This window comes from Mycobacterium haemophilum DSM 44634, from assembly GCF_000340435.2.
Taxonomy (GTDB): domain Bacteria; phylum Actinomycetota; class Actinomycetes; order Mycobacteriales; family Mycobacteriaceae; genus Mycobacterium; species Mycobacterium haemophilum.
Map to the genome: position 1 here is coordinate 84,508 of NZ_CP011883.2, position 24,147 is coordinate 108,654.

26 protein-coding genes and 1 pseudogene are annotated in these 24,147 nt (G+C 63.4%); 9 read left to right on the top strand and 18 right to left on the bottom strand.

All coding sequences use genetic code 11. The features are described from left to right. Positions 1-35: 35 nt before the first annotated feature. The 8 genes from B586_RS00405 to B586_RS00435 all read right to left on the bottom strand — a co-directional run bounded on the left by B586_RS00405 (position 36) and on the right by B586_RS00435 (position 5,245). Positions 36-380: a type II toxin-antitoxin system PemK/MazF family toxin gene (locus B586_RS00405; RefSeq protein ID WP_054879017.1), complete on the bottom strand. Its 345-nt coding sequence runs from the start codon at positions 378-380 to the stop codon at positions 36-38. Next, complete coding sequence (locus tag B586_RS00410) at positions 373-609, bottom strand: hypothetical protein (protein ID WP_047316812.1); 237 nt, start codon at positions 607-609, stop codon at positions 373-375. The genes B586_RS00405 and B586_RS00410 overlap by 8 nt, the downstream gene beginning before the upstream one ends. Positions 610-907: 298 nt before the next feature. After that, a complete protein-coding gene (locus tag B586_RS00415) occupies positions 908-1,585 on the bottom strand; it encodes a thioredoxin domain-containing protein (RefSeq protein WP_054879016.1) in 678 nt (225 codons plus the stop codon). Between the two features lie 232 nt (positions 1,586-1,817). Beyond that, entirely contained in the window at positions 1,818-2,375 is a 558-nt protein-coding gene (locus B586_RS00420; RefSeq protein WP_052915752.1) for a PPE family protein, read from the bottom strand. Positions 2,376-2,457: 82 nt separating this feature from the next. Beyond that, a complete protein-coding gene (locus tag B586_RS00425) occupies positions 2,458-2,757 on the bottom strand; it encodes a PE family protein (RefSeq protein WP_047316807.1) in 300 nt (99 codons plus the stop codon). Positions 2,758-2,981: 224 nt separating this feature from the next. Further along, positions 2,982-4,160, bottom strand: a complete 1,179-nt coding sequence (locus B586_RS00430; protein WP_082607702.1) for a CaiB/BaiF CoA transferase family protein — start codon at positions 4,158-4,160, stop codon at positions 2,982-2,984. A 5-nt stretch (positions 4,161-4,165) separates the two neighbouring features. Further along, entirely contained in the window at positions 4,166-4,396 is a 231-nt protein-coding gene (locus B586_RS22880; RefSeq protein ID WP_438804138.1) for a UGSC family (seleno)protein, read from the bottom strand. A 24-nt stretch (positions 4,397-4,420) separates the two neighbouring features. Continuing rightward, positions 4,421-5,245: a cyclase family protein gene (locus tag B586_RS00435; protein WP_047316921.1), complete on the bottom strand. Its 825-nt coding sequence runs from the start codon at positions 5,243-5,245 to the stop codon at positions 4,421-4,423. Positions 5,246-5,357: 112 nt separating this feature from the next. Between B586_RS00435 and B586_RS00440 the strand changes: the two genes are divergently transcribed. The 3 genes from B586_RS00440 (at position 5,358) to B586_RS00450 (ending at position 7,943) form a co-directional block, all read left to right on the top strand. After that, a complete protein-coding gene (locus B586_RS00440; RefSeq protein WP_054879015.1) occupies positions 5,358-6,299 on the top strand; it encodes a LysR family transcriptional regulator in 942 nt (313 codons plus the stop codon). A 475-nt stretch (positions 6,300-6,774) separates the two neighbouring features. Continuing rightward, a complete protein-coding gene (locus B586_RS00445; protein ID WP_082607456.1) occupies positions 6,775-7,074 on the top strand; it encodes a PE family protein in 300 nt (99 codons plus the stop codon). A gap of 305 nt (positions 7,075-7,379) precedes the next feature. Continuing rightward, positions 7,380-7,943 (top strand): PPE family protein, encoded by a 564-nt coding sequence (locus B586_RS00450; RefSeq protein WP_168162493.1) that lies wholly within the window; start codon positions 7,380-7,382, stop codon positions 7,941-7,943. Between the two features lie 43 nt (positions 7,944-7,986). On the opposite strand, the gene B586_RS00455 is transcribed toward B586_RS00450, so the two are convergent. From B586_RS00455 to B586_RS00465, 3 genes are all read right to left on the bottom strand, one after another. Further along, positions 7,987-10,641, bottom strand: coding sequence for a circularly permuted type 2 ATP-grasp protein (locus tag B586_RS00455; protein WP_156406843.1), 2,655 nt, complete (start codon positions 10,639-10,641; stop codon positions 7,987-7,989). Positions 10,642-10,661: 20 nt separating this feature from the next. Then, on the bottom strand, positions 10,662-14,063 hold the full coding sequence (locus tag B586_RS00460; RefSeq protein WP_054879011.1) for a transglutaminase family protein: 3,402 nt from the start codon (positions 14,061-14,063) through the stop codon (positions 10,662-10,664). A 78-nt stretch (positions 14,064-14,141) separates the two neighbouring features. Continuing rightward, the gene (locus B586_RS00465) at positions 14,142-14,777 is read right to left on the bottom strand and encodes a TetR/AcrR family transcriptional regulator (protein ID WP_047314568.1); all 636 of its coding nucleotides are present in this window, start codon (positions 14,775-14,777) and stop codon (positions 14,142-14,144) included. A gap of 66 nt (positions 14,778-14,843) precedes the next feature. On the opposite strand from B586_RS00465, the gene B586_RS00470 reads away from it, so the two are divergent. Both B586_RS00470 and B586_RS00475 read left to right on the top strand, forming a co-directional pair. Next, positions 14,844-15,674 carry an alpha/beta fold hydrolase gene (locus B586_RS00470; protein ID WP_054879010.1) on the top strand — a complete coding sequence of 277 codons (831 nt, stop codon included), beginning with the start codon at positions 14,844-14,846 and terminating at the stop codon, positions 15,672-15,674. An 8-nt stretch (positions 15,675-15,682) separates the two neighbouring features. Beyond that, positions 15,683-16,156: a GNAT family N-acetyltransferase gene (locus tag B586_RS00475; protein ID WP_047314566.1), complete on the top strand. Its 474-nt coding sequence runs from the start codon at positions 15,683-15,685 to the stop codon at positions 16,154-16,156. A 30-nt stretch (positions 16,157-16,186) separates the two neighbouring features. Here B586_RS00475 and B586_RS00480 read toward each other — a convergent pair whose 3' ends face one another. The 4 genes from B586_RS00480 to B586_RS00495 form a co-directional block, all read right to left on the bottom strand. Beyond that, positions 16,187-17,374: a histidine phosphatase family protein gene (locus B586_RS00480; RefSeq protein WP_054879009.1), complete on the bottom strand. Its 1,188-nt coding sequence runs from the start codon at positions 17,372-17,374 to the stop codon at positions 16,187-16,189. A 53-nt stretch (positions 17,375-17,427) separates the two neighbouring features. Continuing rightward, positions 17,428-17,781, bottom strand: coding sequence for a DUF5134 domain-containing protein (locus tag B586_RS00485; RefSeq protein ID WP_054879008.1), 354 nt, complete (start codon positions 17,779-17,781; stop codon positions 17,428-17,430). 20 nt (positions 17,782-17,801) lie between these two features. Continuing rightward, a complete protein-coding gene (locus B586_RS21685; RefSeq protein ID WP_054879007.1) occupies positions 17,802-17,996 on the bottom strand; it encodes a hypothetical protein in 195 nt (64 codons plus the stop codon). A gap of 492 nt (positions 17,997-18,488) precedes the next feature. Further along, positions 18,489-18,962 carry a transposase gene (locus B586_RS00495; RefSeq protein WP_168162494.1) on the bottom strand — a complete coding sequence of 158 codons (474 nt, stop codon included), beginning with the start codon at positions 18,960-18,962 and terminating at the stop codon, positions 18,489-18,491. Positions 18,963-19,050: 88 nt separating this feature from the next. On the opposite strand from B586_RS00495, the pseudogene B586_RS22885 reads away from it, so the two are divergent. From B586_RS22885 to B586_RS00500, 3 genes and pseudogenes are all read left to right on the top strand, one after another. Further along, positions 19,051-19,137 (top strand): annotated as a pseudogene (locus B586_RS22885) (maleylpyruvate isomerase N-terminal domain-containing protein); the annotation flags it as partial. Between the two features lie 336 nt (positions 19,138-19,473). Beyond that, positions 19,474-19,635 (top strand): hypothetical protein, encoded by a 162-nt coding sequence (locus B586_RS21690; RefSeq protein WP_231584603.1) that lies wholly within the window; start codon positions 19,474-19,476, stop codon positions 19,633-19,635. 25 nt (positions 19,636-19,660) lie between these two features. Then, positions 19,661-20,161: an MFS transporter gene (locus B586_RS00500; protein ID WP_236971443.1), complete on the top strand. Its 501-nt coding sequence runs from the start codon at positions 19,661-19,663 to the stop codon at positions 20,159-20,161. Here the strand turns inward: B586_RS00500 and B586_RS00505 are convergent. Both B586_RS00505 and B586_RS00510 read right to left on the bottom strand, forming a co-directional pair. Next, on the bottom strand, positions 20,077-21,069 hold the full coding sequence (locus B586_RS00505; protein ID WP_054879006.1) for an ABC transporter ATP-binding protein: 993 nt from the start codon (positions 21,067-21,069) through the stop codon (positions 20,077-20,079). The genes B586_RS00500 and B586_RS00505 overlap by 85 nt on opposite strands. 3 nt (positions 21,070-21,072) lie before the next feature. Next, positions 21,073-22,122 (bottom strand): ABC transporter permease, encoded by a 1,050-nt coding sequence (locus B586_RS00510; protein ID WP_047314561.1) that lies wholly within the window; start codon positions 22,120-22,122, stop codon positions 21,073-21,075. Between the two features lie 151 nt (positions 22,123-22,273). On the opposite strand from B586_RS00510, the gene B586_RS00515 reads away from it, so the two are divergent. Continuing rightward, the gene (locus B586_RS00515) at positions 22,274-22,654 is read left to right on the top strand and encodes a hypothetical protein (RefSeq protein WP_156166415.1); all 381 of its coding nucleotides are present in this window, start codon (positions 22,274-22,276) and stop codon (positions 22,652-22,654) included. A 64-nt stretch (positions 22,655-22,718) separates the two neighbouring features. On the opposite strand, the gene B586_RS00520 is transcribed toward B586_RS00515, so the two are convergent. Beyond that, complete coding sequence (locus B586_RS00520; RefSeq protein ID WP_054880791.1) at positions 22,719-24,047, bottom strand: sensor histidine kinase; 1,329 nt, start codon at positions 24,045-24,047, stop codon at positions 22,719-22,721. Positions 24,048-24,147: the final 100 nt, after the last annotated feature.

The following is a 24,147-nucleotide window of genomic DNA, read 5'->3' on the forward strand; positions in this document are numbered from 1 at the left end:
AATCCGGAAGCCGGATTCTATGTGCCGGGGGCCGTTCAGGCGATTCCGAGAACCATGGCTAGAGCGCGCTCGACCTCGCGCATCGTGTTCGGCCTCAACTTGCCCAGCGGCCGGACCAGCCGACTTTTGGTGATCCCGCGCACTGCCCGACACACAGCGACACTATCCACCTCGACTCCCTCCATTGCGGTGATGCGGGGCCGCAATGGCGACAACGTGCGCGAACGTGAAACAGGCACAACTACAACGAGTTCCGATTCAAGGCCGGAGAGGATGTCGTCGACAGAGACCACCGCGGCCGGCCGGTGCTTCGCCGGTTCCCCGGCGCGTCCCGCGCCGAGTGCGACCAGCCAAAGTTCTCCGCGCCGTGGATCACTCAATGCCGTCACCTGCGGTGGCGTCCCAGTCCAGGTCCTCGTCCTGGACCTCGGGCATTTCTGCGTCGGCCAGGGTGGCCATGCGCTCAGCCTCGAACGCGGCCTGCCGTTCGGCCTGGTCAGACAGTTCCTCGAGGAGAGCTGCGATTGAGATGCCGCGCTGGCGAGCTTGCGCGGCGAGCCTGTCGCGGGTTGGGAGAGGCACCCGAATCGTCGTCGTACCAGTAGCCATAAATAACATACTAAACTGTCTACTTTTATAGCGCTATAGAAGTTTAGGCCTAGGCGAACGACGTACCGAGCGTGAATGGCGACTTGACCCTCGCGCGGAGCGGGGAGACGGTTGGGCAGGAACTGGGCAGCATGTGATTGCCACTCACCCATCAACTCGATGCCAGTTTCCTGGCCATCAGCGCGGCCGGTGTGCAGAGCAACGAGTAATCGACGCGCGCGGCAAGTGCTACCTCGCCGAGGCAAGACCAAGTCGGCCACTGGCGGATTCCCAGATCGAAGTAGCCGACTGGCCTTCGCTACCTGTCGAGAAGCGTGGTGAATGCGCGTTTATCGTAAAGCGCAGCATTAGCATCGATCGAGCCGATCAGCACGGTGGGTACACCATCTGGGTGCGCCCGCTGAGCGGTCAGGTACGCCAACTGGGACGCCGTGACCCATTGTTGGTAATTGGTCGCGCGCACTGCATCGCCGAACGCCGGGGAGTTAAGGGCGGGAATAGAACCGGCGGCACCCAGCAGAAACTCGGTAGTGAACCCGTCTGAACCCTCAACCGGTTGGTGATCGAACAACCACCGGTGGTAGGCGGGGAAGCCACCTATCTCGACGGAGGCACGAGCGGCGTTGGCGGCCCGCGCCGAACTCTCGCCACCAAGCTTGTCGTCCAACAATGACGCGATCACATAGCGCACCTTGATACTGCCTGCGGCAGCCCGTGTCGCCAATTCGGGACCATTGACACGTTCGAAGCGAGCGCAACAAGGACATTGGAAGTCCTCGTACACCATGACGGTCTTTGGCGCGTTGGCGTTGCCCACTTCGATGGCCACCCCATCGGGGGCCATCCGAGTAGGAAGAGTGGCCAAGTTATCTCCGGCTGGGGCCGACGATCCCGGTGGCGCGGATGCCGACGGCGAGCAGCTGACCATGATCGCGGCCAGACATAACACCGCCATCGCCCACGCCGATCGATGCATACCAACTCCTTTTATGTCTAGTTCCGTCGACCTGAAAGTCGGCGGCTAATCCGTGGGTTAGGGGTGCTGGACAAGAAGGTGACCGCATGCCTTTGAGCGACAGGGGACCGAGCTTATCGTGTAGGCGATCAGGCGTTGCTTTGGGGCGCAGCGCTTCCTTGCAACGCAGGCACCCTCGCCAGATCGGCCGGACCCCACCGTCGGGTACCGGCCGCTCCGACTCGTTGGCGCGCTAGACGGTGGCGGGCCAGAACAACCCGGCCTCATTGGTGATCTGCGGCGCCTCCGCAAACGGAGCGACCTCCGACAACGCAGCCAACGCCGTAGCTGCGTAGGTCTCCATCGCCTCGGCGTCTTGGATCCAGTACTCCTGATACTCCCATTCAAGGTCCGCGATCTCCGCAGAGCGGAGTCCGAGCACGTTGTCCGCGCTCGCCTCCTCGAACCTAGTCTGGTTCCAGGCGATCGCATCCGGGGGCACCGTCATGTCAAACGCCGTGTCATAGGCCTGCGCGAGGAGCTTGGTCTGTTCGGCGGTCCGATTGACGTGCCGACTAGCGGCCCACAGCCACTGCGCATACGGCGATGCCGCCGCGGTCATGCGTGTCGCCGCCGGACCTATCCAGTTTCGCTGCAGCGCCCAAAACACGCCGTCAAACCCGGTAGCTGCCGTATCCAGATCATCCGCCAAAGCTTGCCAATCCTCGGCGGCGTCATACATCGAGGTCGAGCCCGGACCGTCATACATCTCGTCGGAGACAGTTTCCGGTGGTATCAATCCGAAATACATCGCTTTGTTCTTTTATTCTTTCTGCTGGCAGCGACTGCTGCTCGTATTGACGTTTGCTGTGCAGGTGTTGCCATCGACTAAATCAGACAAAGCCCTCGCGATTTTCGGCCTCGGTGTCCGAATACGCATTTGCGCTGTCCAACAAGGCGGTCGCAAACCGGTCAAGGATCGTCGCGGACTCAGCGCTGATTTCCTGATAGTTCACCGCGTGCTTGGCGAGGTGCACCGCCACCTTTCTCGACACGCGGTCGGCCGCCGGGGGCACCACACCGATCGTGCGCGGTGCCGCCGCAGCATTGCTGTCAACCGTATGGTTGCGGACGTGCTCCACCAAAAGCGCCGCTGACTCCATCGCCTCGAGGGCTACGCTCATATAAGGCATGCCAAACTCCGCTCCTATTCATATTCAAAGAACCCCGAACAATTGCACGGGGAAAGTCAAGTAACCGTTCGTTTGCGCTCCCGTACCGGCGACGTTGGTGGCACGAAGCGACTGCCGATGCTCACGGTATTGCGACGAAGCAATAGGTTAACTTCACGTGAACCGCTGTAGCGTAGCGTGCGAACATTCACGGCGCGAATTCAGCCGGAATTAAATGGTGGTGGTCATCTCGTGCCCGTTGCTTGGCTGCGCCGCGCGTCGCGTTTGGCGAGCCAACGGCGGATGTTGGCGCTGTGTTCGCCCAGCCTCGGCGCCCTGGTGCGATAGGTCACCGGTGTGGCGGACAGCTTGATCGGGCTGGCTACCTGACGGCCGAATCGGCTGTCGCCGTCCTGCGTGTTCTGGATCGGTTGCAGGCCCAGTTGCTCGGCGAATGTGAACGCTTCGGCGATATTGTTGACCGCTCCCGCGGGAACTCCCACTGCGGTAAGGGCTTTCGTCCAATAATCGGCCGGGTGCGCAGCCAGCGCGCGTTCGAGGTTCTCGCGCAACGGTACTCGGTTGCGCACGCGCATCTCGTTTGTGAAGAATCGCTCATCCCGCGCCAGCTCGGGGGTGCCCAAGATGTCGCAGAGCTGACCGAACTGCTTATCGGTTCCTACCGCCAGTACGATCGTGCCGTCACTGGTCACAAAGGTGTCGTACGGAGCGATGCTGAGATGTCCGTTTCCCATCGCGCGTGGGATCTGTTCGGCCAGAACATAGTTGGCTGATTGGTTGGCTAGCGCGCAGAGCAGCACGGACATCAGGTTGATTTCGACGTGTTGGCCGCGCCCGGATCGGTCCCGCTCATGCAACGCCGACAGGATGCCTACCGTCGCAAACAACCCCGCTAGGACATCGACGAGGGCTACCCCGGCTTTGGTCGGGGTGTCCGAATCGGGCCCGGTGATGCTCATCAATCCGCCGAGCGCCTGGACTAGCAGGTCGTAGCCGGCAAGGTGGCGGCCCTCGGCGGTCCCGAAGGCCGAGATACTGCAGTACACCAGTGCGGGGTTGACCTTGCGGATCGACGGTTCATCCAGGCCGAACCGCTCCATGGTGCCGGGGCGGAAGTTTTCCACCAGTACGTCGGCGTGCTCGGCTAAAGTCCTGGCCACCCGAAGGTCCGCTGCGTCGTGCAGGTCGAGCACGATGCTGTGCTTATTCCGATTGACGCCGAGGTAGTAGGCACTTTCGTCGCCGACGAACGGAGGCCCCCAGGCCCTGGTGTCGTCGCCGTCTGGTCGTTCTACCTTGACGATCTCTGCGCCCAGGTCACCCAGGGTCATCGTGCAGAACGGCCCCGCGAGTACCCGGGAGAAGTCGGCTACCAGCAGACGCGAAAGCGGCGGAGGTGCCATTCGATTCACAATCTCTTGGCTGGCGCGAACGCCGTTGCTGCCGAATTATTTTCGCGTGCCTCGACGGTGGTATCGAACCATATCCGGCGGGCTTGCGGCGCGATCTCGGCGGCGCAGCCGCGAACCGCATCGTTGACGCGCGCAGAGCAGCAGGACCCGCAGTCGCCGATTGCGGTCACGGTCGCGCGGATCTGCAGCTGTAGCGTGATGGTGTCACGGAGGCCCCGCGGCGGGATTGGACTCGCGTGTCAGGTTGATCATTACGCCGCCGTCTCAATGCGGTAGGTGCCGGTGGGATCGACGATCGCCACGAGCCGCACGATGCATCCGTCGCCGCCGACCCAGCGCCAGGGGAACGCGGCGAAGGTGACGCGGCTGTTGGTGACCTTTTCCAGCTCACCGCCAACGTTTTCGAAGCCGTAGATGCCTTTCGACAGAATCGCTCGGTGACACGGCTCCCATTCCGGGAAGTCATCGAGCACCTGATGGCCGGTCTGGTCCTCGTATTCGCGCACCGCCCACGGCAGCAGGCCACCCACGTGTTCGCCGGGACCGTGCGGGCCGAGTGCGGTAGCCATCGGGTGGTCCAATGCCGGGGTGTCAGTGCCGAGCGCTTTGACACCCTTGGCCACGAACCACTCGCCGGCTTCCTTGCAGAATCCCGGAGAATGGGCGTAGTACGCGGCGCTGTCGGCGTATTTGTGGTGCCACCCGGTGTTGACAATGACGATGTCGCCGGGCCGGATGTCAGGTGCGGCCTTCTCGAGATCCTCGACGGTGACGACTTCCCACTTGCCCTTCGGGATTGACACGACCACGCCAGTGCCGAAAAACGCGCTCAATGGCATCTCGTGCACGCAGGGCGTGCCTTCAAACACATGCACAGGCGCATCAATGTGCGTACCGGAGTGCATCACCGTGGTGATCTTCTGGGTCAAGACCCGGCCCCTGGCCATGTTCTGCAACCGCTCGATCTTGACGTCTTCGCTGTACGGCGACGCCGGCACCCCATGCCCCCACGGATGCGACAAGTCATAGAACTGCAACTTTGCTTCGGCTTCGCCGATAGGCCAGGTGAAACTCATACGCTATTTCTTCCTTATCTGTGTTGGGGACCCCCGTCCGTTGCGACAACGGTAAGTTCGCGACATCATCAATGTCCAAGACATATCCGGACACCTTTTATATTCTACGTATATGCATGATCCCGAGCTGCGTTTGCTGCGCTACTTCGTGACCGTGGCCGACGAGCGACACTTCGGCCGCGCCGCCGAGCGACTCCACATCGCCCAACCACCACTGAGCCAGCAGATTCAAAAGCTGGAACGCCAACTGGGAGTGAATCTCATCGATCGGTCCCGCCGCCCGATCGAACTCACCGATGCCGGCAACGCGCTGCTGGATGAGGCCAGGCTGGCGCTCATGCACGGCGAGCGGGCCTTTGCCGCGGCACGCCGGGCCGCCGCCGGCCAGTTGGGTCATCTTCATATCGGTGCCTTGCAGGCCGCGGTGGACGGTGTCTTGTCCTACATCATGCGCGCGCACCGCCGGGAGTATCCGGACGTCAAACTCCAGGTCACCGAATTGTCCGCCCCCGAGCAGGCGGCTCGACTGGCCGAACACCGCCTTGATGTTGGTTTCCTGCGCGGACCTGTCAACGAAGCGTCGCTAACAGTTCAGACGCTGGTTGAAGACCCGCTGATGGCCGTCGTGTGCGACGACCATCCACTCGCCGAGCAGGAGCGGATCGCTGCGTCGCTGTTGGGAGATCAGCCGATCGTGCTGTGGGCGCGACGCGCAGCGCCCGCCAGCTACGCCGACATTGTCGAGCTGTTCCGTCGACACGACATCGAGCCACCAATTGTGGACGAATCACCGCATATACAAACGGTTCTCGCGCTCGTGGCATCCGGAGCGGGAATCTCCTTGCTGCCGACCTCGTTCATCAACCTCAGCCGCAAGGGAGTCCGATTCGTCCCACTACACGGACCCATCCCGCACAGCCCGATCGCCCTGGCGTGGCGCACGTCCAGTCAGTCACCGGCGGTACGGTGTTTCCTCGACGTCGCTACGCGGACATCCCCGCAGTACCTGAACGACCTCAGGCAGCACTACCCGCAACTCCGCGACCACCGGTAGGTCAGACGCGTGCGCGGGCGTCGACGGCGTCTGGCACTCGAGTCACATAGTGGTGTCGTTCCAATGCCGCTAGCGCCTGGTCTGCGCAACCGCTTGCGCCGGGCGGATGTCGAGTTCGGCTGCGGCGAAGGCCGTTCTCAAGCCCGGTGCCCCGGACGCGGCCTTGATCGGCGGCTGCCTCAGCGTTGGTCATGGGTTGGGAACGCCTGATTACCACGGTATTCCGGATGGACAGCCTCACCCCATGCGTAACAAGACTTCTTGCGGCGTGGGAAGTGTTGCATTGTTGTCACCGATGGTGTTGGTGGTGAATTATTGTGCAACTGCCGGGCTTTGGCGATCACCCAGACCAGGTGAACATCAGCAAAAACCGCAAACCATGGCCCGATTACACGACGCAGCCTCGCCCCTTTGACTATTAGACATATGTTGAATAATCTGGGATCGTGCAGGTAAGAGGAGAAGCGGAGTCGGCATGTCTTTTATGACCACAAACCCCGAGGAACTACAGACAGCGGCGCGTGTGCTGTTTGGCATCGGTGATCGCATAGTTACCAGCAATACGGCAGCGGACAAGGTGACAAACGGTGTGGTGGCCCCAGGTGCCGACGAAGTATCGGCGAAGGTGGCGACGCACCTCCGCAAGGTGGCCACGAACTATGCCGGGGTCATGAGTCGGGCCACAGAGATTTATGACCTGTTTCTGACCTCGCTATCGGACGCCGCGCAGCAGTACTCAACCACCGAGACCATCAACGTCCACAAAATGGGCTGATCTCGCGGCAGGCGATACCAGCAGCACGACACATCTCGACACCAGCAGCAGCGAGTCGTGGCGCACCGAAAGGCATCTCACGTAACTAAGGGTCAAGCCGCGCAGCCCAGAGGAGCTGGAAACGCCCCAACCCGCCAACGCGCCATCATACGACCATCGCCATTGCGAACCAACCGATCCCACAAACCAACAGCAATAAACGTCGAGGTCCCGGGGAACCACCAGACATCACCCGCCGGCAGACCGCTAGAAACAGCCCTGGTCCTAGGACCAGTACCCCCGCTCAACGATTAGGAACAAAAAGGTTGTTGAATTTCTCAGCGCTACCACCGGAGGTTAACGCCGTCAAGTTGCGTACCGGCCCGGGTAATACGTCGATGCTGGCCGCCGGCAAGGCGTGGGAGCAGCTGTCGGATGCGCTGGATGAAGCACTTGTCGACATTGATAGCGTGGGAAGGACGCTGACCGGGGTGTGGCAGGGTGCGGTGGCGATGAAGATGACCCAGGCGGTCGCCGCGTATTGTGCGTGGCTGTGGCGCATTTCAGAACACGCCGGCGTGATCGCCCGCGAGACTCACCGTGTGGCGTGGCTTTATTGGGCGGCGCACATGGGGATGGTGCCCCCTTCGGTGATCGCCGAAACCATCACTCAGAGAGAGACGCTGATTCGGAACAACCTGTTGGGGCAAAACACTGGGGCGATCGCGACCGCTGAAGCCAAATACCAGCAGTACTGGCGCGTGAACGCCGACGAGATGAATTCTTATGCACGTGACGCGTGGGCTGCGATGTCGTTGATGACCCCGTTTGCGGAGGCGCCGGAGATCACCAACGAGACCGTGTTAGCGCAGGCGGACATCGAGAGCTAGGTGAGATTGCTTAACGGCCAATGTATTTGGTTGAGCATGCGGGTCATGGCATGGCCCGTCGCTCGTCGGGTCCCCACAGTGGTTGCATGCCGCCGGGCAGCGCTAGCTGGGTTGTGGTGATTGCATCGGCCAAGTCGCGCAACCCGGCGTCGACTGCGGCGAGCAACTCGGCTAGCACGTCGCGGCGCCCGTCGGCACTGATCTCTTCCAGTTGGGCGGGATCGGATCGGCGCAGTAGGGTGCTGATTTCGGCGACCATTCGTTCTGGGCGCGACGATCCCGACGAGCCCGGGAGGTCCGCGAGATCGGCGCGCAACCGTTCCAGCTGATACACCAGTGACCGCGGGTTCGTCGCGTCGAACAGCATGAGCTCAGCGACGGCGGCCACACTGATCTTGCCCACCGTGCGGCGGCGGTAGATGACCGATGATTCACACACCACCAGGGCCGACTCGATGATGCTGTGCTCAGCCGCAGCGCTACGGACGTCGGTGAGTGTGGCACGCAGTAAGGCGGTCAGCGCTAGGGCGCGTTCGATGCGTTTGCCGATGTCCATCATCGTCCAACCGACATCACGCACCATTGACTCACCGGCCACTCCGGACAGCGTCAACATGCCGGCCAGGGTGCGCGCCTGCACCGACGCGAGCAAGGCGTCGCCCTCGGCCAGCGAGTCCGGCGGCTCGGCCTGGTGCACGATCGCGCGTTCTACGTCGGCGAGCACCATCCAGGTGTCGCTGGACAATTGGTCGCGCACCGCCCTGGCTGCCAGTACCAACCCGTCCACCGACTGCACCAGAGATCCCGGCCGGTCACGGTCAGTAGTTAGCGACCACAACGTCGAGGGGGCCACGGCGATCACCTCAGCCTGATCACCACCGGCACCGGTGTCGGTCCCGGTGATCTCGCCGAGCGCCGCCATCAGCACTGGCACGCACGCGCTTTCTTCCGTGTCCTGGCGGTGCCGGAAGTCGTGGTAGCGCTCGCGGGCGACGATCAGCAACCGTGCCATGTTCTCGGCGCGCTCACCGTAGCGCCCCATCCAGAACAGGTCGGACAGCACCCGCGGCGAGCTCACTGCCAAGGTGCCTGCGCCCATCTTTGTCGGCGGCTCCACTGGCGGCTCCAACAACGAAAGAGTTACCGTCTCGGTGCGTACTCGTTCCGTTGGAAGCACCCAAACATCTTTCGCTGCAACGGTTTTTAGTGCATATGCGTCAGTTCCGGATGCCAGCACATACCCCAGGCCGCCGATCATCGGTGCATAGCCGCTGCGTTGGGCAACCGTGAACACTCGCATACCGGTGCTAGCCGGCGACAACACGCCGGCATGATCGGTGGGCGCAGCCGAGAACTGCGGCAGCTCTTGGCCGACCCACTGCCACGGCATGGCCCCGATTCGAGCCGCTAGTTCAGCCAGTTGACCTGACGAAAGCGATGGTCCCACAAGGGTTTCCACTCCTACGGTGGACTTGATCAACAACGATGAAAGATTCGCCAGCAGGTGCGAGCGCTCGCTGTCGATACCGGCCCAGTAGACCGGCGCGGCGGGCAGCAGCGGGGCTTCTCCGAGCAAGAGCTCGCATAGTTGGGGCAAGAACCGCAGCAGCCCTGCACTTTCCAGGATGCCGCTGCCGAGGGTGTTGACCACGGTCACCGTTCCGCGATGTTGCGCCTCTACCAAACCGACCACGCCAAGCAGCGAATCGGCACGCAGGTCTAGGGGGTCCATATAGTCCGCGTCGACGCGGCGCAGTACCACGTCGACGCGTTTGAGCGTGCCCAGCGAACGCATCCACACTTTGCCGTCGCGCACCACTAAGTCCGCGTTTTCCACCAGCGGGAAACCCAGCAGAGTCGCGAGATACGCTTGATCAAACGCGGTTTCGGAGTAAATGCCCGGGCTTAGCACTACGACCACCGGGTCCTGGGCGACGTCGGGTGCCGCGTCGATCAGTGCCAACCGCAGTGCCTGCGCGAACGGTGTCGTCGGCCGCGGCCCGATCGTCTCGTAGAGGTCAGGAAGCGCGTGTGCGACCACACGCCGGTCCGCCAGCGCATATCCGGCTCCCGAGGGCGCTTGCGTCCAGTCGGCGTTGACCTGAAACTCGCCGTCCGGCAACCGGCTGAGGTCACAGCCGTGCATGAAGAGCTGGTGACGCCCAGGCACCTCGATACCGTGGGCGGCACGCACATAGCCAGGGTGGCTGAACAGCAGTTCTGGCGGCAGCACGCCGTCGGTGAGCAAGCGGCGTGGCCCGTACAGGTCGGTGAGTACGGTATCGAGCAGCCGCGAGCGTTGGATTAGCCCGGTCTCCAACACTTCCCAATCGGCCGCCGAGATCAACAGCGGTAACGGGTCTAGCCGCCAGGGCCCCGGCTCCACACCATGGTCACTGGCGAGCGCACCTGCGTCGATCCCGGTGTAGGTGATGCCATCGTTGTCGATTAGCCGGTGCACCACCGAGCGCAGCCGGTCCAGTCCGGCCCGGCCTCGCCCGCCGATCGCGTCAGCCAGCTCGGTCCAGCTGGGTCGCACGTTGCCGGCTTCGTCGACGAATTCGTCGTAGCCGATTCCCGGGCCTGCTGCACCGGCAGCGCGTAGATCGAACAGAACTTCTTGGGCGCGGGCGGCGCGGTACCCGTCTAGTAGCCGGTTGACATCGGAACGCGCCGAGGACGATGCACTGGTTCCCAGTGCAATTTCTGCGGATGCCATTACCGCAGCACGGTGCGCACGCGCCGCAGGTCGAGGATGCCGGGCGCGCCGATGTCGGTGGAGATCCGGGCCCGCTTTTCCCGAATGCCGGACATATCAACCTTGCCCGGGGTGAAGCCTGTGGCTTCGAAGCGGCGGCTGCGGCGCGCCTCGGCCTCGACGGCGTTGATGGGTGGGTCGTCGTAGGCGCGTCCGCCGGGGTGGGCAACGTGGTAAGTGCAGCCACCGCGTGAGGTTCCGGTGGCGATGTCAACGAGTTCGAATCGCAGCGGGGCGTCGACCGTGATGCTTGGGTGCAGCGCGCTGGGTGGTTGCCAGGCTCTGAACCGCACGCCGCCCACCTGGATGTCGGGGTTGTCGGTGGCTAGCAGCGGTATCGGGTAACCATTGCACGTCACCAGGTGGCGATGGCGGTCGGCGCCGATGATGCGGACCTGGATGCGTTCGACCGATGAGTCGACGTAGCGAGCGGTGCCGGTGGCGGTGGACTCCTCGCCGAGTGTGGTCCACGGCTCGATCGCGCCCCGCAACTCGATCTCCACACCGTCGCAGACAGCGGTGCCGATGCGCGGGAAGCGGAATTCGGTGAATGGGTCCAGCCAGCTGGTCTCGAAAGCGATGCCGTGCTCACGCAGGTCGGCTGCCACGGCGGCAATGTCATGGATCACGAAGTGGGGCAACAGGTATCGGCCGTGCAGGTTGGCGCCGTGACGGATCAGTGGGGCGCGCAGCGGTTCCTCCCAAAACCACGCCACCAGCGAGCGCACCAGCAGCGACTGCACCATCGCCATGTGCAGATGCGGCGGCATCTCAAAGCCACGTAACTCCAACAGGCCGAGCCGGCCGCGGGCGCTATCGGGGTTGTACAGCTTGTCGATGCAGAACTCGGCGCGATGGGTGTTGCCGGTGATGTCGACAAGCAGGTGCCGAAGCGCGCGGTCGGTGATCCACGGCCGGGCTCGGTTTCCTGCGGGGCCCGTGCCGCCGGCGAGCCGGGCAATCTCGGCGAACGCGATCTCGAGTTCGTAAAGCGCTTCGTCGCGGCCCTCGTCAACCCGCGGCGCCTGCGAGGTGGTGCCGACGAATCGCCCCGCAAACAGGTAGGACAGCGAGGGATGTCGCTGCCAGTAGGTCAGCAGCGAGACCAACAGGTCGGGGCGACGCAGCAGCGGCGAGTCGATCGGTGTGACGCCGCCGAGCGTGATGTGGTTGCCGCCGCCGGTGCCGCCATGGGTGCCGTCGACATCGAATGACTCCGTCGACAACCGAGCCAATCGGGCTTGTGCATAAAGGGTTTCCAGCTGCTGGCGTTGTTCGGCGAAGCTGGCGGTGGGCGCGACGTTGACCTCGATCACACCGGGGTCGGGAGCGATGGTTATCGACTTCAGCCGGGGGTCCGGCGGCGGGCCGTAGCCTTCGAGCACGACCGGGCAGCCGATGTTCGCGGCCGCGGTCTCGACCCGGGAGATCAGGTCGACGAAGTGTTCGAGCGCCTCGGTAGGCGGTAGGAAGATGTACAGCAACTCACCGCGAACTTCGGCCACCATCGCGGTCGTCGGTGCGGTTTCGGGGGCCTCGAGCACAGCGTCGACGGTGTGGGGTTCCGCCGACAGTGCGCGCCGGACGGTCATTGGATCGAGGTCGAACGACACGCGCGGCCGACGCCAGCTGATCGAATCCAGCGGCAGCCGCAGGCCCGCCGGCGAATCACCCTCGAGCAGCACAATGCGGCCGCGGCGCAGCCGCCAGGTCGCGCTGGCCCAGCCATGGTCGTCGTCACGGCGGTGCAGTGGCAGCACGTACGCGGCCGGCAGGGTCACTGCTTCCTCGAGGCGCGTCAACAGCGCGGCACGGTTGGCGGCGCTGTCAGGAGCGTCGGGGTCGAGGTCGTCGCTTGTTTGCACCGGGTCGCCGGCGGGCATTCGTACCTTGGCCGCTAGCCGGCTCAACGGATCCTCGTAGGCCGGCTGCACTTGCGTGAGGGGCAACCCGAGACCGTCAGCGATCTGGGCGAGTATCTTGTGGGCCGGCTCGCTATTGCCAGGGGTCGGCTCGCTTCGGCCGCTGTTCTCGGCTTTCTCGTCTCTCCAAGGATCAGCCAGCAGCGCGTCGTTGGTCCATAGCGGCTGCCCGTCGGTGCGCCAGTACAGTGCAATCTGCCAGCGCGGCAACGGCTCTCCTGGATACCACCGGCCCTGCCCGCGATGGATCAGGCCCTGCGGCGCCCAGGCTGCCTTCAGCCGGGCCGCTAGATCGGATGCCCGCTGGCGCTTGTGCGGGCCGTCGGCGGCCGTCGTCCACTCCGTGCAGTCCTTGTCTGGGGGGATGTCCACCGACACGAACGTCGGCTCGCCGCCGACGGTCAGCCGGACATCGCCGGCGGCCAGCCGCTGGTCGACATGCTCGCCGACCGCGCAGATCGCCTGCCACGCCGCGTCGGAGTAGGGCAGCGTGACGCGCGGGTCTTCGTGGACACGGGTGACGGTGTTGGAGAAGTCCAGCACTGTGTTGCACGGGTCGGTCGAGCCGCTGATCGGCGCTGCCGACGCGGGATGGGGCGTGGCTGCCAACGGGATGTGGCCCTCGCCGGCGAACAGCCCCGAGGTCGGGTCCAGTCCGATCCAGCCCGCACCGGGGACGTAAACCTCGGTCCAGGCGTGCAGGTCGGTGAAGTCGGCGGCCGGCCCCGACGGCCCGTCAAGCGCCTCGACGTCGGAGGCCAGCTGTACCAGGTAGCCGGACACAAACCGGGCGGCCAGTCCCATTTGTCGCAAAATCGAGACCAATAACCAGGCCGAGTCCCGACACGATCCGATCCGGGTGCGCAGCGTGAAATCCGGTGTTTGGACACCATGTTCCATGCGCACGGTATAGCTGACCTCGGCATTGATCGCTTGGTTGAGCGCGACCAGGAAGTCGATGGTTCGGATGCCACCTGGCACCGGGAAGTTGCGGACCCATGTCCGCACTAGCTCACCGGGGCCGGAGCGGTCGCCCGCCTCGTCGACGGGTCGCAGGTAGGGCTTGAGGTCTTCGGCTAGCGCCTCCGGATAGGTGAAGGTCGGTCCTGACTCGGCCGTGGCGGGTGTGGTGGGCCATGTCTCGGCCCAGTCTTCAATAAAGAAGTCGAACGGATTGATCACCTTGAGGTCGGCGATGAGCCCGACGGTGATGCTCAGCCGGCGCATCGGATTCGGAAAGACCAGCCGGGCCAAGAAGTTGCCTAGCGCGTCCTGCTGCCAGTTGATGAAGTGGTCGGCCGGCTCGATCTGCAGCGAGTAGGCCTCGATGGGCGTGCGCGAGTGCGGCGCCGGGCGCAGCCGCACCACATGCGGGTACACCTGGACTAGCCGGTCAAAGGTGTAGCTGGTGCGGTGCTCCAGCGCGACCTTGATGCTCATAGCCGCTGATCTCATCACAAGAGCGAACTCCCCGCAGCGCGTGGTAACGGTTCCCCACGGCAGCCAGCGGGGCTCGCGTCATAGTTCGCGTGCCGCGGCACCCTCAGGGGTCTTGATCAGCATCCCGTCGATAAGCCGGTGCAGCACCTGCCTGGTCTCCCGCCGAGCTCGTTTCGGGTCGTCGGCGGTGGCGATGGCCATGGCCGCTTCGTCGAGCGCGCCGATCAGCACGTGCGCCAGCGGCCGCACCGGTTGCCGCGCCAGCTGCCCCGCCCGGATGGCTTCGCTGAGCAACTGTTCGGTCATGCCCAGGCTGTAGCGTTGCGCGACGTCGCGGAAGGCGGCCCAGCCGAGCACACTGGGCGCGTCCAGCAGGATCAACTGACGCACCTGTGGATCAGCCGAGACCTCGAGCCAGGCGTCGACCGCGGCCCGGATCGCGTCCGCCGGCGTCTTCGCGCCCGACGAGACCACCACGGCGGCCATCCGGGCCATCACATCCTGCTCCACCACCTCGACGACATCGCGGAATAGTGCGGCCTTGTCGGCGAATTGGTGATACATCGCCCCTCGGGTGACGCCCGCTTCCTTGGCGATCTCCGGCGTGCCCACCTCCGCATAACCCCGCAGTCCCCACAGCCTGCGGGCAGCCGAGATCAGCGCATCGCGGGTGGCCGCGGAGCGCTCCTCCTGGGTACGTCTCTTGATTTCCATGCAACCTGTTGGTAACTTACGAACAGACAGACTGTTTGTAAGAGTATCTCGAATGGGGAGGCACCTATGTCGACGATCGACATTAGTGCGGGAACCATCCATTACGAAGCAACCGGACCGGAAAATGGCAGGCCCGTCGTGTTCGTGCACGGATACCTGATGGGCAGTGAACTGTGGCGGCAGGTCAGCGAACGACTTGCCGGCCTCGGCCTGCGGTGCATTGCCCCCGCCTGGCCACTGGGCGCACATCCTGAACCGCTGCGTCTCGCCGCCGATCGAACCATCACGGGCGTCGCCGGCATCGTCGCCGATGTCCTTGCCGCCCTTGGCCTCCAGGACGTGGTGTTGGTCGGCAACGATACCGGCGGAGTCGTCGCACAACTCGTCGCGGTGCACCATCCTGAGCGGCTTGGTGCGCTGGTGCTCACGAGTTGCGATGCGTTCGAACACTTTCCGCCACCGATCCTCAAACCGGTGATCTTGGCAGCCAAGTCGAAGACGCTGTTCCGGACCGCCATTCAGGCCCTGCGGGCACCGGCCGCACGCCGGCGCGCCTATGCCGACTTGGCGCACTGCGACATCGACGAACTCACCCAGATCTGGGTGCGGCCGGCGCTGTCCGATCCGGCGATTGTCGAAGATCTACGCCTGTTTTCGCTATCGATGCGCCCGGAGGTCACTACCGGGGTCGCGGCCCGGTTGCCTGAGTTCGACAAACCCGCGCTCATCGCATGGTCGGCTGACGACAAGTTCTTTGCGCTCGCTGACGGGGAACGGCTGGCCGCGGTCATTCCCCACGCTCGTTTCGAGGTCATCGAGGGAGCGCGTACGTTCTCCATGGTCGACCGACCGGACCGGCTGGCCGATCTGTTGTCGACGATCGCGGTGCGTGCATAGTCTGACGAATGGATTGGTTATCGGTCGCGGGTCGTCGGTTTTGCCTTACCAAAGCAATGTGTACCGACGTCGGTGAAATCGTCGACCTGCTTCGCGACGACGTGTTCGGTGCGGTGCGCGAGTCGGCTGAGGTGGGGCGATACCATGCCGCGTTCGCGCGAATTGATGCCGATCCGAATCAGCTTCTGCTGGTCGTGCGCGATGAAAGGCGACAGCTGGCGGCCACGATGCAACTGACCCTCATCCCCGGACTGGCGCGCGGCGCCGCGCTGAGGTTGCAGGTCGAAGCGGTCCGGGTAGCTGCTGAATTTCGCGGAATCGGTCTCGGAGGCGCAGTATTCAACTGGGTGTTCGACTATGGACGCCACGCTGGGGCCAGCTTGGTGCAACTCACCACCGACGCGAGGCGCGCTGAAGCACAGCAGTTTTACCAGCGGCTTGGCTTTGAGCCGACGCATATCGGGATGAAGCTGGAACTGTGATGCCGCGAGAGTTGTTCGTAGTAAAGGATTTTACCCGGACAGCAGGGCAATGAATGTGTCCAGCGGGCACAGCGCCTGACCGCCGCATCCCGGCGGGGTCAGAGCGACCCACGTAGGATCAGCGGCGTCGAGTGTGCGGATCTGATCAAGGGTCTGCGCCCGGTAGAAACTACGCACCGCCTCGGCACCGTCATGGTTGCGCATCACCTCGATGACCATCGCGCCGCCGGGCGCAGGATCATCGGCGGCAAACCCGGGGACCGACCAGTGCACGTCGAGCAAACCTCCGATATTGGCGATCTCGGTGTCGTGGCCGACCACAATCGTCAGCGGTGGACCTTCGCCAAGGGCGTCGACCATCCGCTTGGCGATCCTGCCGGCGTTCGCGACGGCCAGCGGTCGCGGACGGGCGATGAGGGAGAATTTGATGGCATGCAGCATGCCCGCCGCACGCAGATCGTCGGGCGTCGCACGGCCCCAGCCGACCTCCGACATCGGTTTGCCGTCAGCATATTCGAGCGAGAACACCTGCGCCGCGGTGGCGCCATATCCCAATGCCCCGGTTACTTTCGGCCGGTTACGACCGGACGGGTCGACGTCGACCACGCTAGGCATGTCGGTCAAGCCGCAGCCTTGCCTGCCGGCCCCGCAAAGGATGCGACTGACCGCTTCTAACTCGGGGCGGGCCTGCTGGTCGATGCCGCCGATCCCCTGCGGCCCGACGGCATCGTCGATTGCCTGTTGTGCCGTAGCGGCGCTGATCCCTGCGTCGTCGTACGCGCTGAATAACGGGTCGGGCACCCCTTGTTGGGCATGTTGGGTGGTCAGGGTGCAATGTGGGGCGAAGGCTGACAGGTAATTGTCGCCGGTAGCGATGGTGCGCTCCAAGGAATCCGCCACCAGCACCGTCGCGCCCGGCGGCGGGCAGCCGGTGCCCGGCAGCACACCCTCCGCGGCAAAGCGCCGGGCGTCGGCAGCGGCCACCAGCCGGATCGCAGCCGCGCCGTGTCCGGTCAGCCGCCCTGGCAGCACCGCCCATCCGGGCCAGGGTTCAGGTGCCACGGTGGCTGGAAGAGGCGGCTGTGCATTGGGGGATCGCACGCCGTGACGCATCAGCATGACGACACGCTCGACGGACCAGTCGTCGGCAGGTGCCGGGGGTGCGACCCCAACCATCGCCAGGGCGAGGAGCGCCAACATCGCGATCAAGCGAAGCATCAGATTTGTCGCTCTTCCTGTGTGCCGACTCGGGTGATCGTGCCAGCATGGTTTTACAGCATCCCACCGAACGCAAAGGCTGTGCCCGCGGCGGCCAACGCCTGAGATAGCAGTTCCACGTGCGCAGGCCGGGCGGTGTGTGGCGGCCGGGTGGTTCGGTGCTCGGTCACGTAACGGCGTAGCCAATACATCGCCACGACTGCGAATCCAAGAGTCGCGATCCAGTTCACAGTGATGATCCACCCGGTTTCGGGTGGCGTTGGGGATATCTGTTGTGCCGGCATCTCCATCTTGGACGCAGTCATTGCTAGCGGACCCGACATCGTGTGGTTGGGTGAGTGATCGCCAGTGTGGCCCGGCAGGCTGTTGTCCATCACTGCGTACATCCACGCCATCGCTGTCATCATCACGGCGTTGTAGCAGTTGGTCAGTCGGTGACCGGTAGCGCAGTTCGCCCGATATGCCAGGCCATCGAAATCATGGCCGCCGACATCATTAGATGCAATACATGGTTGACAGTACGGATCCATCGACCATGTTGCGCGACAAGGGTATACGTGATCGACGCGATGCTCATGCCGAAGAGGATGGTGACAATCCAGCGCTGCGTGATGTCGCTCACTACGCTATAGGATGGAGCGCTGCAAGGGTTGGTGTACGCAGCGCCGTCGCACCTGGAGTGCAGGCCGAGGAGACGAAACTGTGGCAGCCCCAACGGTTGTCGAGGCTGCCACAGGAGTTGTTAATTGTTGCACGTGCATTCGACGCGACCGCATTTGCAGCCGGACGCGTGGGTGCATCCGGAATCATTGCACGTGCAGCTGGTGGATTTACAGTGGCAGGGTTCGATGCTCTTCATTTCGGCAACGATACCCCCCTACGGTATAGATGTCAAGTGTGCGTAGTGCGGTTCAAACACGTTGCACCGTCGCGAATTAACCCGTCGCTGAAGAAAGCAGCTGCTCGGCCGTATCGTCGGATCGATGCCTGCAGATAGGTCCCTCGCCACCGCGGTCGAAGACTCTCGTCGAAATGCGTTGCGCGGCTGCTTGCGCATTAAGCGGTGTACGCCTGGCTCAGCATGGCGAAGGTACAGCCTTAGCCGCCAGAAAAATCAAACCCAGGTCGATTCACGAAGCGTGGGTTCTTGTATTTCGAGCCAGCCCCCGGGATGGCGGGTGATGTTTGCGGCGCGCCGGTGAGCAGCAGCGAGGATGGGATCCAAGGCCAGCGCCGTCAACGCCCGCTTAATGGCCCCGGAGTTTCCGTCGGACAGCAGACGGGCCAGTATCGCATCCCAGGTGCCGTCGGCGTACATGTGGCAATGCCAGGCCAAGATCGTCTGCCACGGGCCGAACGCCTCGGGCACATCCGGCCAGGCGATCCCGCACTGGTACCGATACATGATTCCCTCGATAACGTGGCGGGTGTCACCAAGCGGCTTGTCACGTTCCCCGATACGGGTTGGAAGCAAATCTGCGATCAACGACCATTGGGCATCTGACAGCAACTGGAACCATGTCGCAATCTCGTTGGCTGCAAGGTCGGTGCTGTCTACCCGAGCGTCGTGGGTAAGTGTGTCATTCATGCGCTCAAGAGTGCCGGCACGATGAGCGCACGACATCCGCGAAAATGCGTAGAAATACGCATATGATTGCGCAAATTTCCACCAGAGCCGCACGATGAAGGTGCCCTGGTTCGCCGAACACGCGCGCGAAGAACCCGCACTACACACCCTAGATATCACCGGCGACGACGGCTCGCCGAGCCCATCGACGCATGCTGCGGGTCCCGCAAACGATGGCGGCTTGCTTGACTGAGGCGCGACGGGGAACCGAAGAGCCGTGTCGAATCGAGAGCCGACCTGCTCGCCCGGTTCGGTGCTCGTCGGTGGCGACGTCCGACTGTCACTGCAGCGGGATTTGTGTCGTCACGAAGTGCGACGGCAGGGCATATTTGGTCGGTAGCTAACGAATGCCTACGGTCTTTTGCGTGTGCCGAGGTCCGGTTGTTCATGAGTCTCGACGGCGTTATGTCCAAGCCATGAGTGCTGAGGTCAACGCGAAGCGTCGGGAATTCGGCGACGAATCTCACCAGACGTGGCTCACCCCCGGTGTCGGTGCCGTGGGGCGGCGAGCTTCTGCTCAGATACCGGCCATGAGATAACGACGTCGGTGCTGCCCACGTTTTTGACCGGCAAACTGGGCGCGTCGGCGGCGGCGCTGGGTGTAATCGACGAGGTCAGCGCCGCGGCGGTTTGAATTCAAAGCATTGCGGGACGCCGGTATGCTGTGGGCGTTGCTGCCGGTGGCGGTGTTTGAGTTTGGCAATCTCGCGACAACCTCGTTGATCCTTCGCGCAACGCAGTTGTTGAGTTCGCCGCATCGCACGGTGACTGAGGCGACGTCGCTCGCGATCCTCATCTATGCAGCGCACAACGTCGTCGCGACGGTGGCTTCGTTAACAGCTGGACGGTGGTACGACCGGACCGGGCCACGCACGGTATTCGCAACGGGCGCAGTCCTGTACGTCATCGCTTATGGGGTGTTCGCCGGCGGACCGCATAGTGTGTTCGTGATCACGCTGGGCTTCGCTTTGGCAGGGGCGGGCATCGGGTTTGCCGAGCCGATACAGTCGGCCGTAGTTTCCAAGCTTCTTCCCGACTTCGTGGCAGCGGCTTCACCCTTCGCGTCATGCGGCGATCAGTCGCTGGAAATCTCGCGGTCCTCGATCACATCGGCCAGCCGTGTCACGCCGAGTCGCTCACGGAACGCCTGCGATGTGTAGCCGACGGCCGTCGCATCGGTGCGGGCGCGCACGGTCGCCGAGCGTGGCATGTGAAACAGCACGCCGATTTCGCCGAAATATTCCCCAGGCCCGGCTACTTTGACAAATTCCTCACCGCCGTTGGCCAATTCGCGCACAATCTCGAACTCACCTTCGGATACCACGTAAATCAGCTCGCCCATCGTGCTCTGCTTGAACAGCACGTTGCCAGCCTTCACATGCGCCGTTTCGGGCGGCCGATTCGTCGACGTGACCGCGGGTACCAGCTCTATTACCCGGTCGGCCAATGGCAACATCCGACTGTCATGGGTCGCGACCACCACTACCCGTTCGCCCTGCGCGAGCGAGCGGATGAGCCGCAGCACCTCCTCCACCTGAATGAAGTCGAGGTACGCGGTTGGTTCGTCGGCGAGGATCAAGGGCGGATCCAGTGCGATCGCGCGAGCAACGGCGACGCGTTGCTGCTGACCGCCGCTCAAATCACCCGGGCGGTGCTTCATTCGCTCGGCGAGATTGACTCGCGTCAGCAGTTCCTCAGCGCGCTGCCGCGCGGACACGCGTGACATTCCTGCCGCGCGTAGCGGGACCATCACGTTCTCCAGGGCGGTCAGGCTCGGCACCAGATTGAATGCCTGGAACACGATCCCTACCGAGTTGCGCCGGTGGTTCGCCAGGGCGCCGCCCTCCAGCGCAGTGATCTCGGTGCCGTCGAACGTAATTGATCCGGACGTCGGACGCAGAATGCCGCCGAGGCAGGATAGCAACGTCGTTTTCCCGCAGCCGCTAGGCCCGAGCAGGATCACCAGCGACCCCGCCTCCACATCGAGGTTCAAGCCGTCGATCGGCCGTACGGCGTACCCACCGCTGGAGTACTCGACGACGAGGTCCTGAATGTTTAGCTTGCCCATCGCTCAGGGACCTCCGAACGCGAGTGCCGGATCGACCGCGATCACACGCCGTAGTCCAGCGACGCTGGCCAGCAGCCCGATCACTACCGCGATCACCGGTAGCGTCGCGAAAGCGCCAGCAGGAATCGCGACAATCATCGGGAACAACGGTGTCAGCAGCAGCGAAAAAATGCCGCCTACCACTGTGGCAAGTAGCGCCACCACGACCGCCTGTAGCGCGAGGCCCGCCATGATCGACCGCGTCGGCACGCCGATCGCCTTGAACACCGCAAAATCGCGCAGCCGTTCGAGTGCGGAGAGGTAGACCACTGATCCGACAATTAACGCCGCCACGACCCACAGCAAGACCGCAAGGATCGTGATCGCATCCACCGCAACCTTCAATGGGCGCATCAGATCGTTGACAGCAACTCTTCGATCGGCGGTCTGATACCCGGTCGGGAGCTGTGTTGCATTGCCGACGACTCCGATCGACGTGACCGTCGGCTGCCCGTTATATGCCAGTCTTTGGAAGCCCTCGGTGGTCAGGAAGATGTTGGGAACCTTGGCCAATGCGGTGGAGTTCGGCACAATGCCGACGATCCGCAAGGTGTGCGCACCGACCTGCAAATCGTCGCCGACACGCCGATCCAGGGTGCTCGATGTCGCGACCTCATCCGGCGTCGATGGTGGTCGCCCCTGCGATACACGCGGCATGCCGGGTCCGCGCTCCGGCGCCCCGAACGCGGTGACGTTTCGCGCCGATGCGCCCTGCGTGACAGTCACCGGCGCCGTCGCTAGTGGGGCTGCAGCCACAACGCCGGGAACACTAGCCACCCGGGCCAGGTCAACTTGGGCGAACGGCGTCGAACCCAGAAACGGTCCGTACGCACCGGACTTGACCACGAATGTATCGACACCCATGGAATCGACGGTTCGCTGAGCCTCGACTCGAAAACCGTTCACAAGTCCGGTCAGAACCAGTGTCATCCCGAAGACCAGTCCAGTGCTGACAATTGCGACGGTGAGACGCCGCTTGCGCCACTGCACATCGCGCAAAGCCGCAAATAACATGCGGATGACACTACAGATTTGGACCTGTCCCCGGGGCGGCCGATACCAGAAACCCCAGGCCGGTGGATCAATCCAGCGAACATCGATGGAGGTCAACGTATTTGGCGTGCATCGCACGAAAAGAGGCATCAGCGAACTAGAATCTCGGTTTGTGACGACCCCGTCCAACCCCTGGGGCGACCAACGAAGGCAACTACCGCGTCGGCTACAGCTGCGAGGCCAGATGCTTGGCCGCAGGCAGACGCGGCGGGTGAGCCGCCGCTTCGCGCGTGTCGGCGTTGAAATCTCACCAGAGCGCCTTCAAGAGATATTGGCGGGCGCGCCCGCCTCGGCTGGCGAAGTGACGGACATTAATTTCGCTTTAATCGCGATCCAGATTGACCATGACGAGCACGCCGCGAAGTTCAAGCGACTACAACGCCGTAGCTTACGCAGCCTCATCTTCGCAGGCTTGGTTCTGGTCGTGCTGAACTTCCTCTTCTGCATGGCCTACGTCTTGTTAGACCTGACCCAACAGGCCTCGCCGTTGTGAATCATCGGAAAAGTCACCTCATGTTTGCCGGATTCCTTGGCCGCAGATGCCGGAGCCGGTCTGCTCACGCCGTGCCACGGCCATCGCCCGCCAGTCTCAGCAGAAGTCGGGTACCACCAATCGGGCTGGTGTGTAGGGACGCGTTCCCGCCGTGCAACTCGGCCTGCTGGGCGACCAGTGCCAGCCCTAATCCGGACCCTGAACGCGATGCCGTCGACCCGCGGGTAAAGCGCTCAAAAACTGCGGCGCGTTCGGTTTCTGGCACGCCGGTGCCGTTGTCGTCGATGGCGATTTCCACGCCTTCGTTGGAACTGCTTACGACGAGCTGAATTTCGGTGGCGCTACCGTGCTTGACCGCGTTGGCGATGGCGTTATCGATCACTAGCCGCAGCCCGGTGGGCAACCCAACCATCAATATCGTGGGCGACGGCACCAGCCGCACTTGCAGACCGGGGTAGATGCGAAGCGCATCGTGGGCGGCGCGATCCAAAAGCTCGGTGACATCGAACGGGACAAAATCATCAATGGTGGTCAGTTCACCCTGTGCCAGCCGTTCGAGCGCCGTCAATGTCGCTTCGATCCGGCTTTGAGTGCGAATGATGTCGCCGATTACCTCCTCACGCTGCCCGGAGGCCAACTCCAGGGTGGACAGCACCTCCAGGTTGGTGCGCATCGCGGTCAACGGGGTGCGCAGCTCGTGTGAGGCGACGGCGGCAAAGTCACGAGCCGCCTCGAGCGCTGCCTTGGTGCGCTCTTGTTCGTTGCCGATGCGGGCCAGCATTCCCTCGACTGCCTCGGCGATCTCGACGGCTTCACGTACACCGCGGACTTGAACTTCGTCTGGGCGGGACTGCGCATTGATGGCGCGAGCCTGCTGGGCTAGCAGGAGGAACGGAGTGACCATGATCAGCGAGATCACCCAACCGACTAGGACTGTGCCGCCGATGACGCTGGCGCAGATCAACAACACCCGCAGATGCAGTTCGTTGATCCGATGTTGCGCTTCGGCCAACGGTGCCGCTAACGCAATTGAGGCCGGACCCGCCGAGAAGGTGCGGACGCGGTATTGCACGCCGTTGATGGCGGTGTTCGCATATCCATCTGCGAGTTTGGGCAGGACGATATCGCCGGGTACCGACACGGTCACTCCGCCAATGCGTGCAGTGCGTACCAGGTTGCCGTCCGGTGTGGGCCGATTGGGGATGGTCTGCTGCACGCTGTTGAGCAGTGTGTCGATATCGCCGAGGCTGCTGACTGAATCTAGGCGGCGGTCGAGCTGGCTGTATTGATCGTTGGTGACGCCAATCCACACCCACGCGCCCAGGGTGAGGACGAGAGCAATCACCGATAGTTGCCCGACGATGACGATGGTGCGCAGTGACAGCACACGCATTGGCAGCCGTATCCCGAACATGCGTATGTCAGGCTCCATCGCCGAGCTCGTCGCGGGGAGCAATGCACCCCACATATGGTTGAGTCGGTGCGATGCCCCG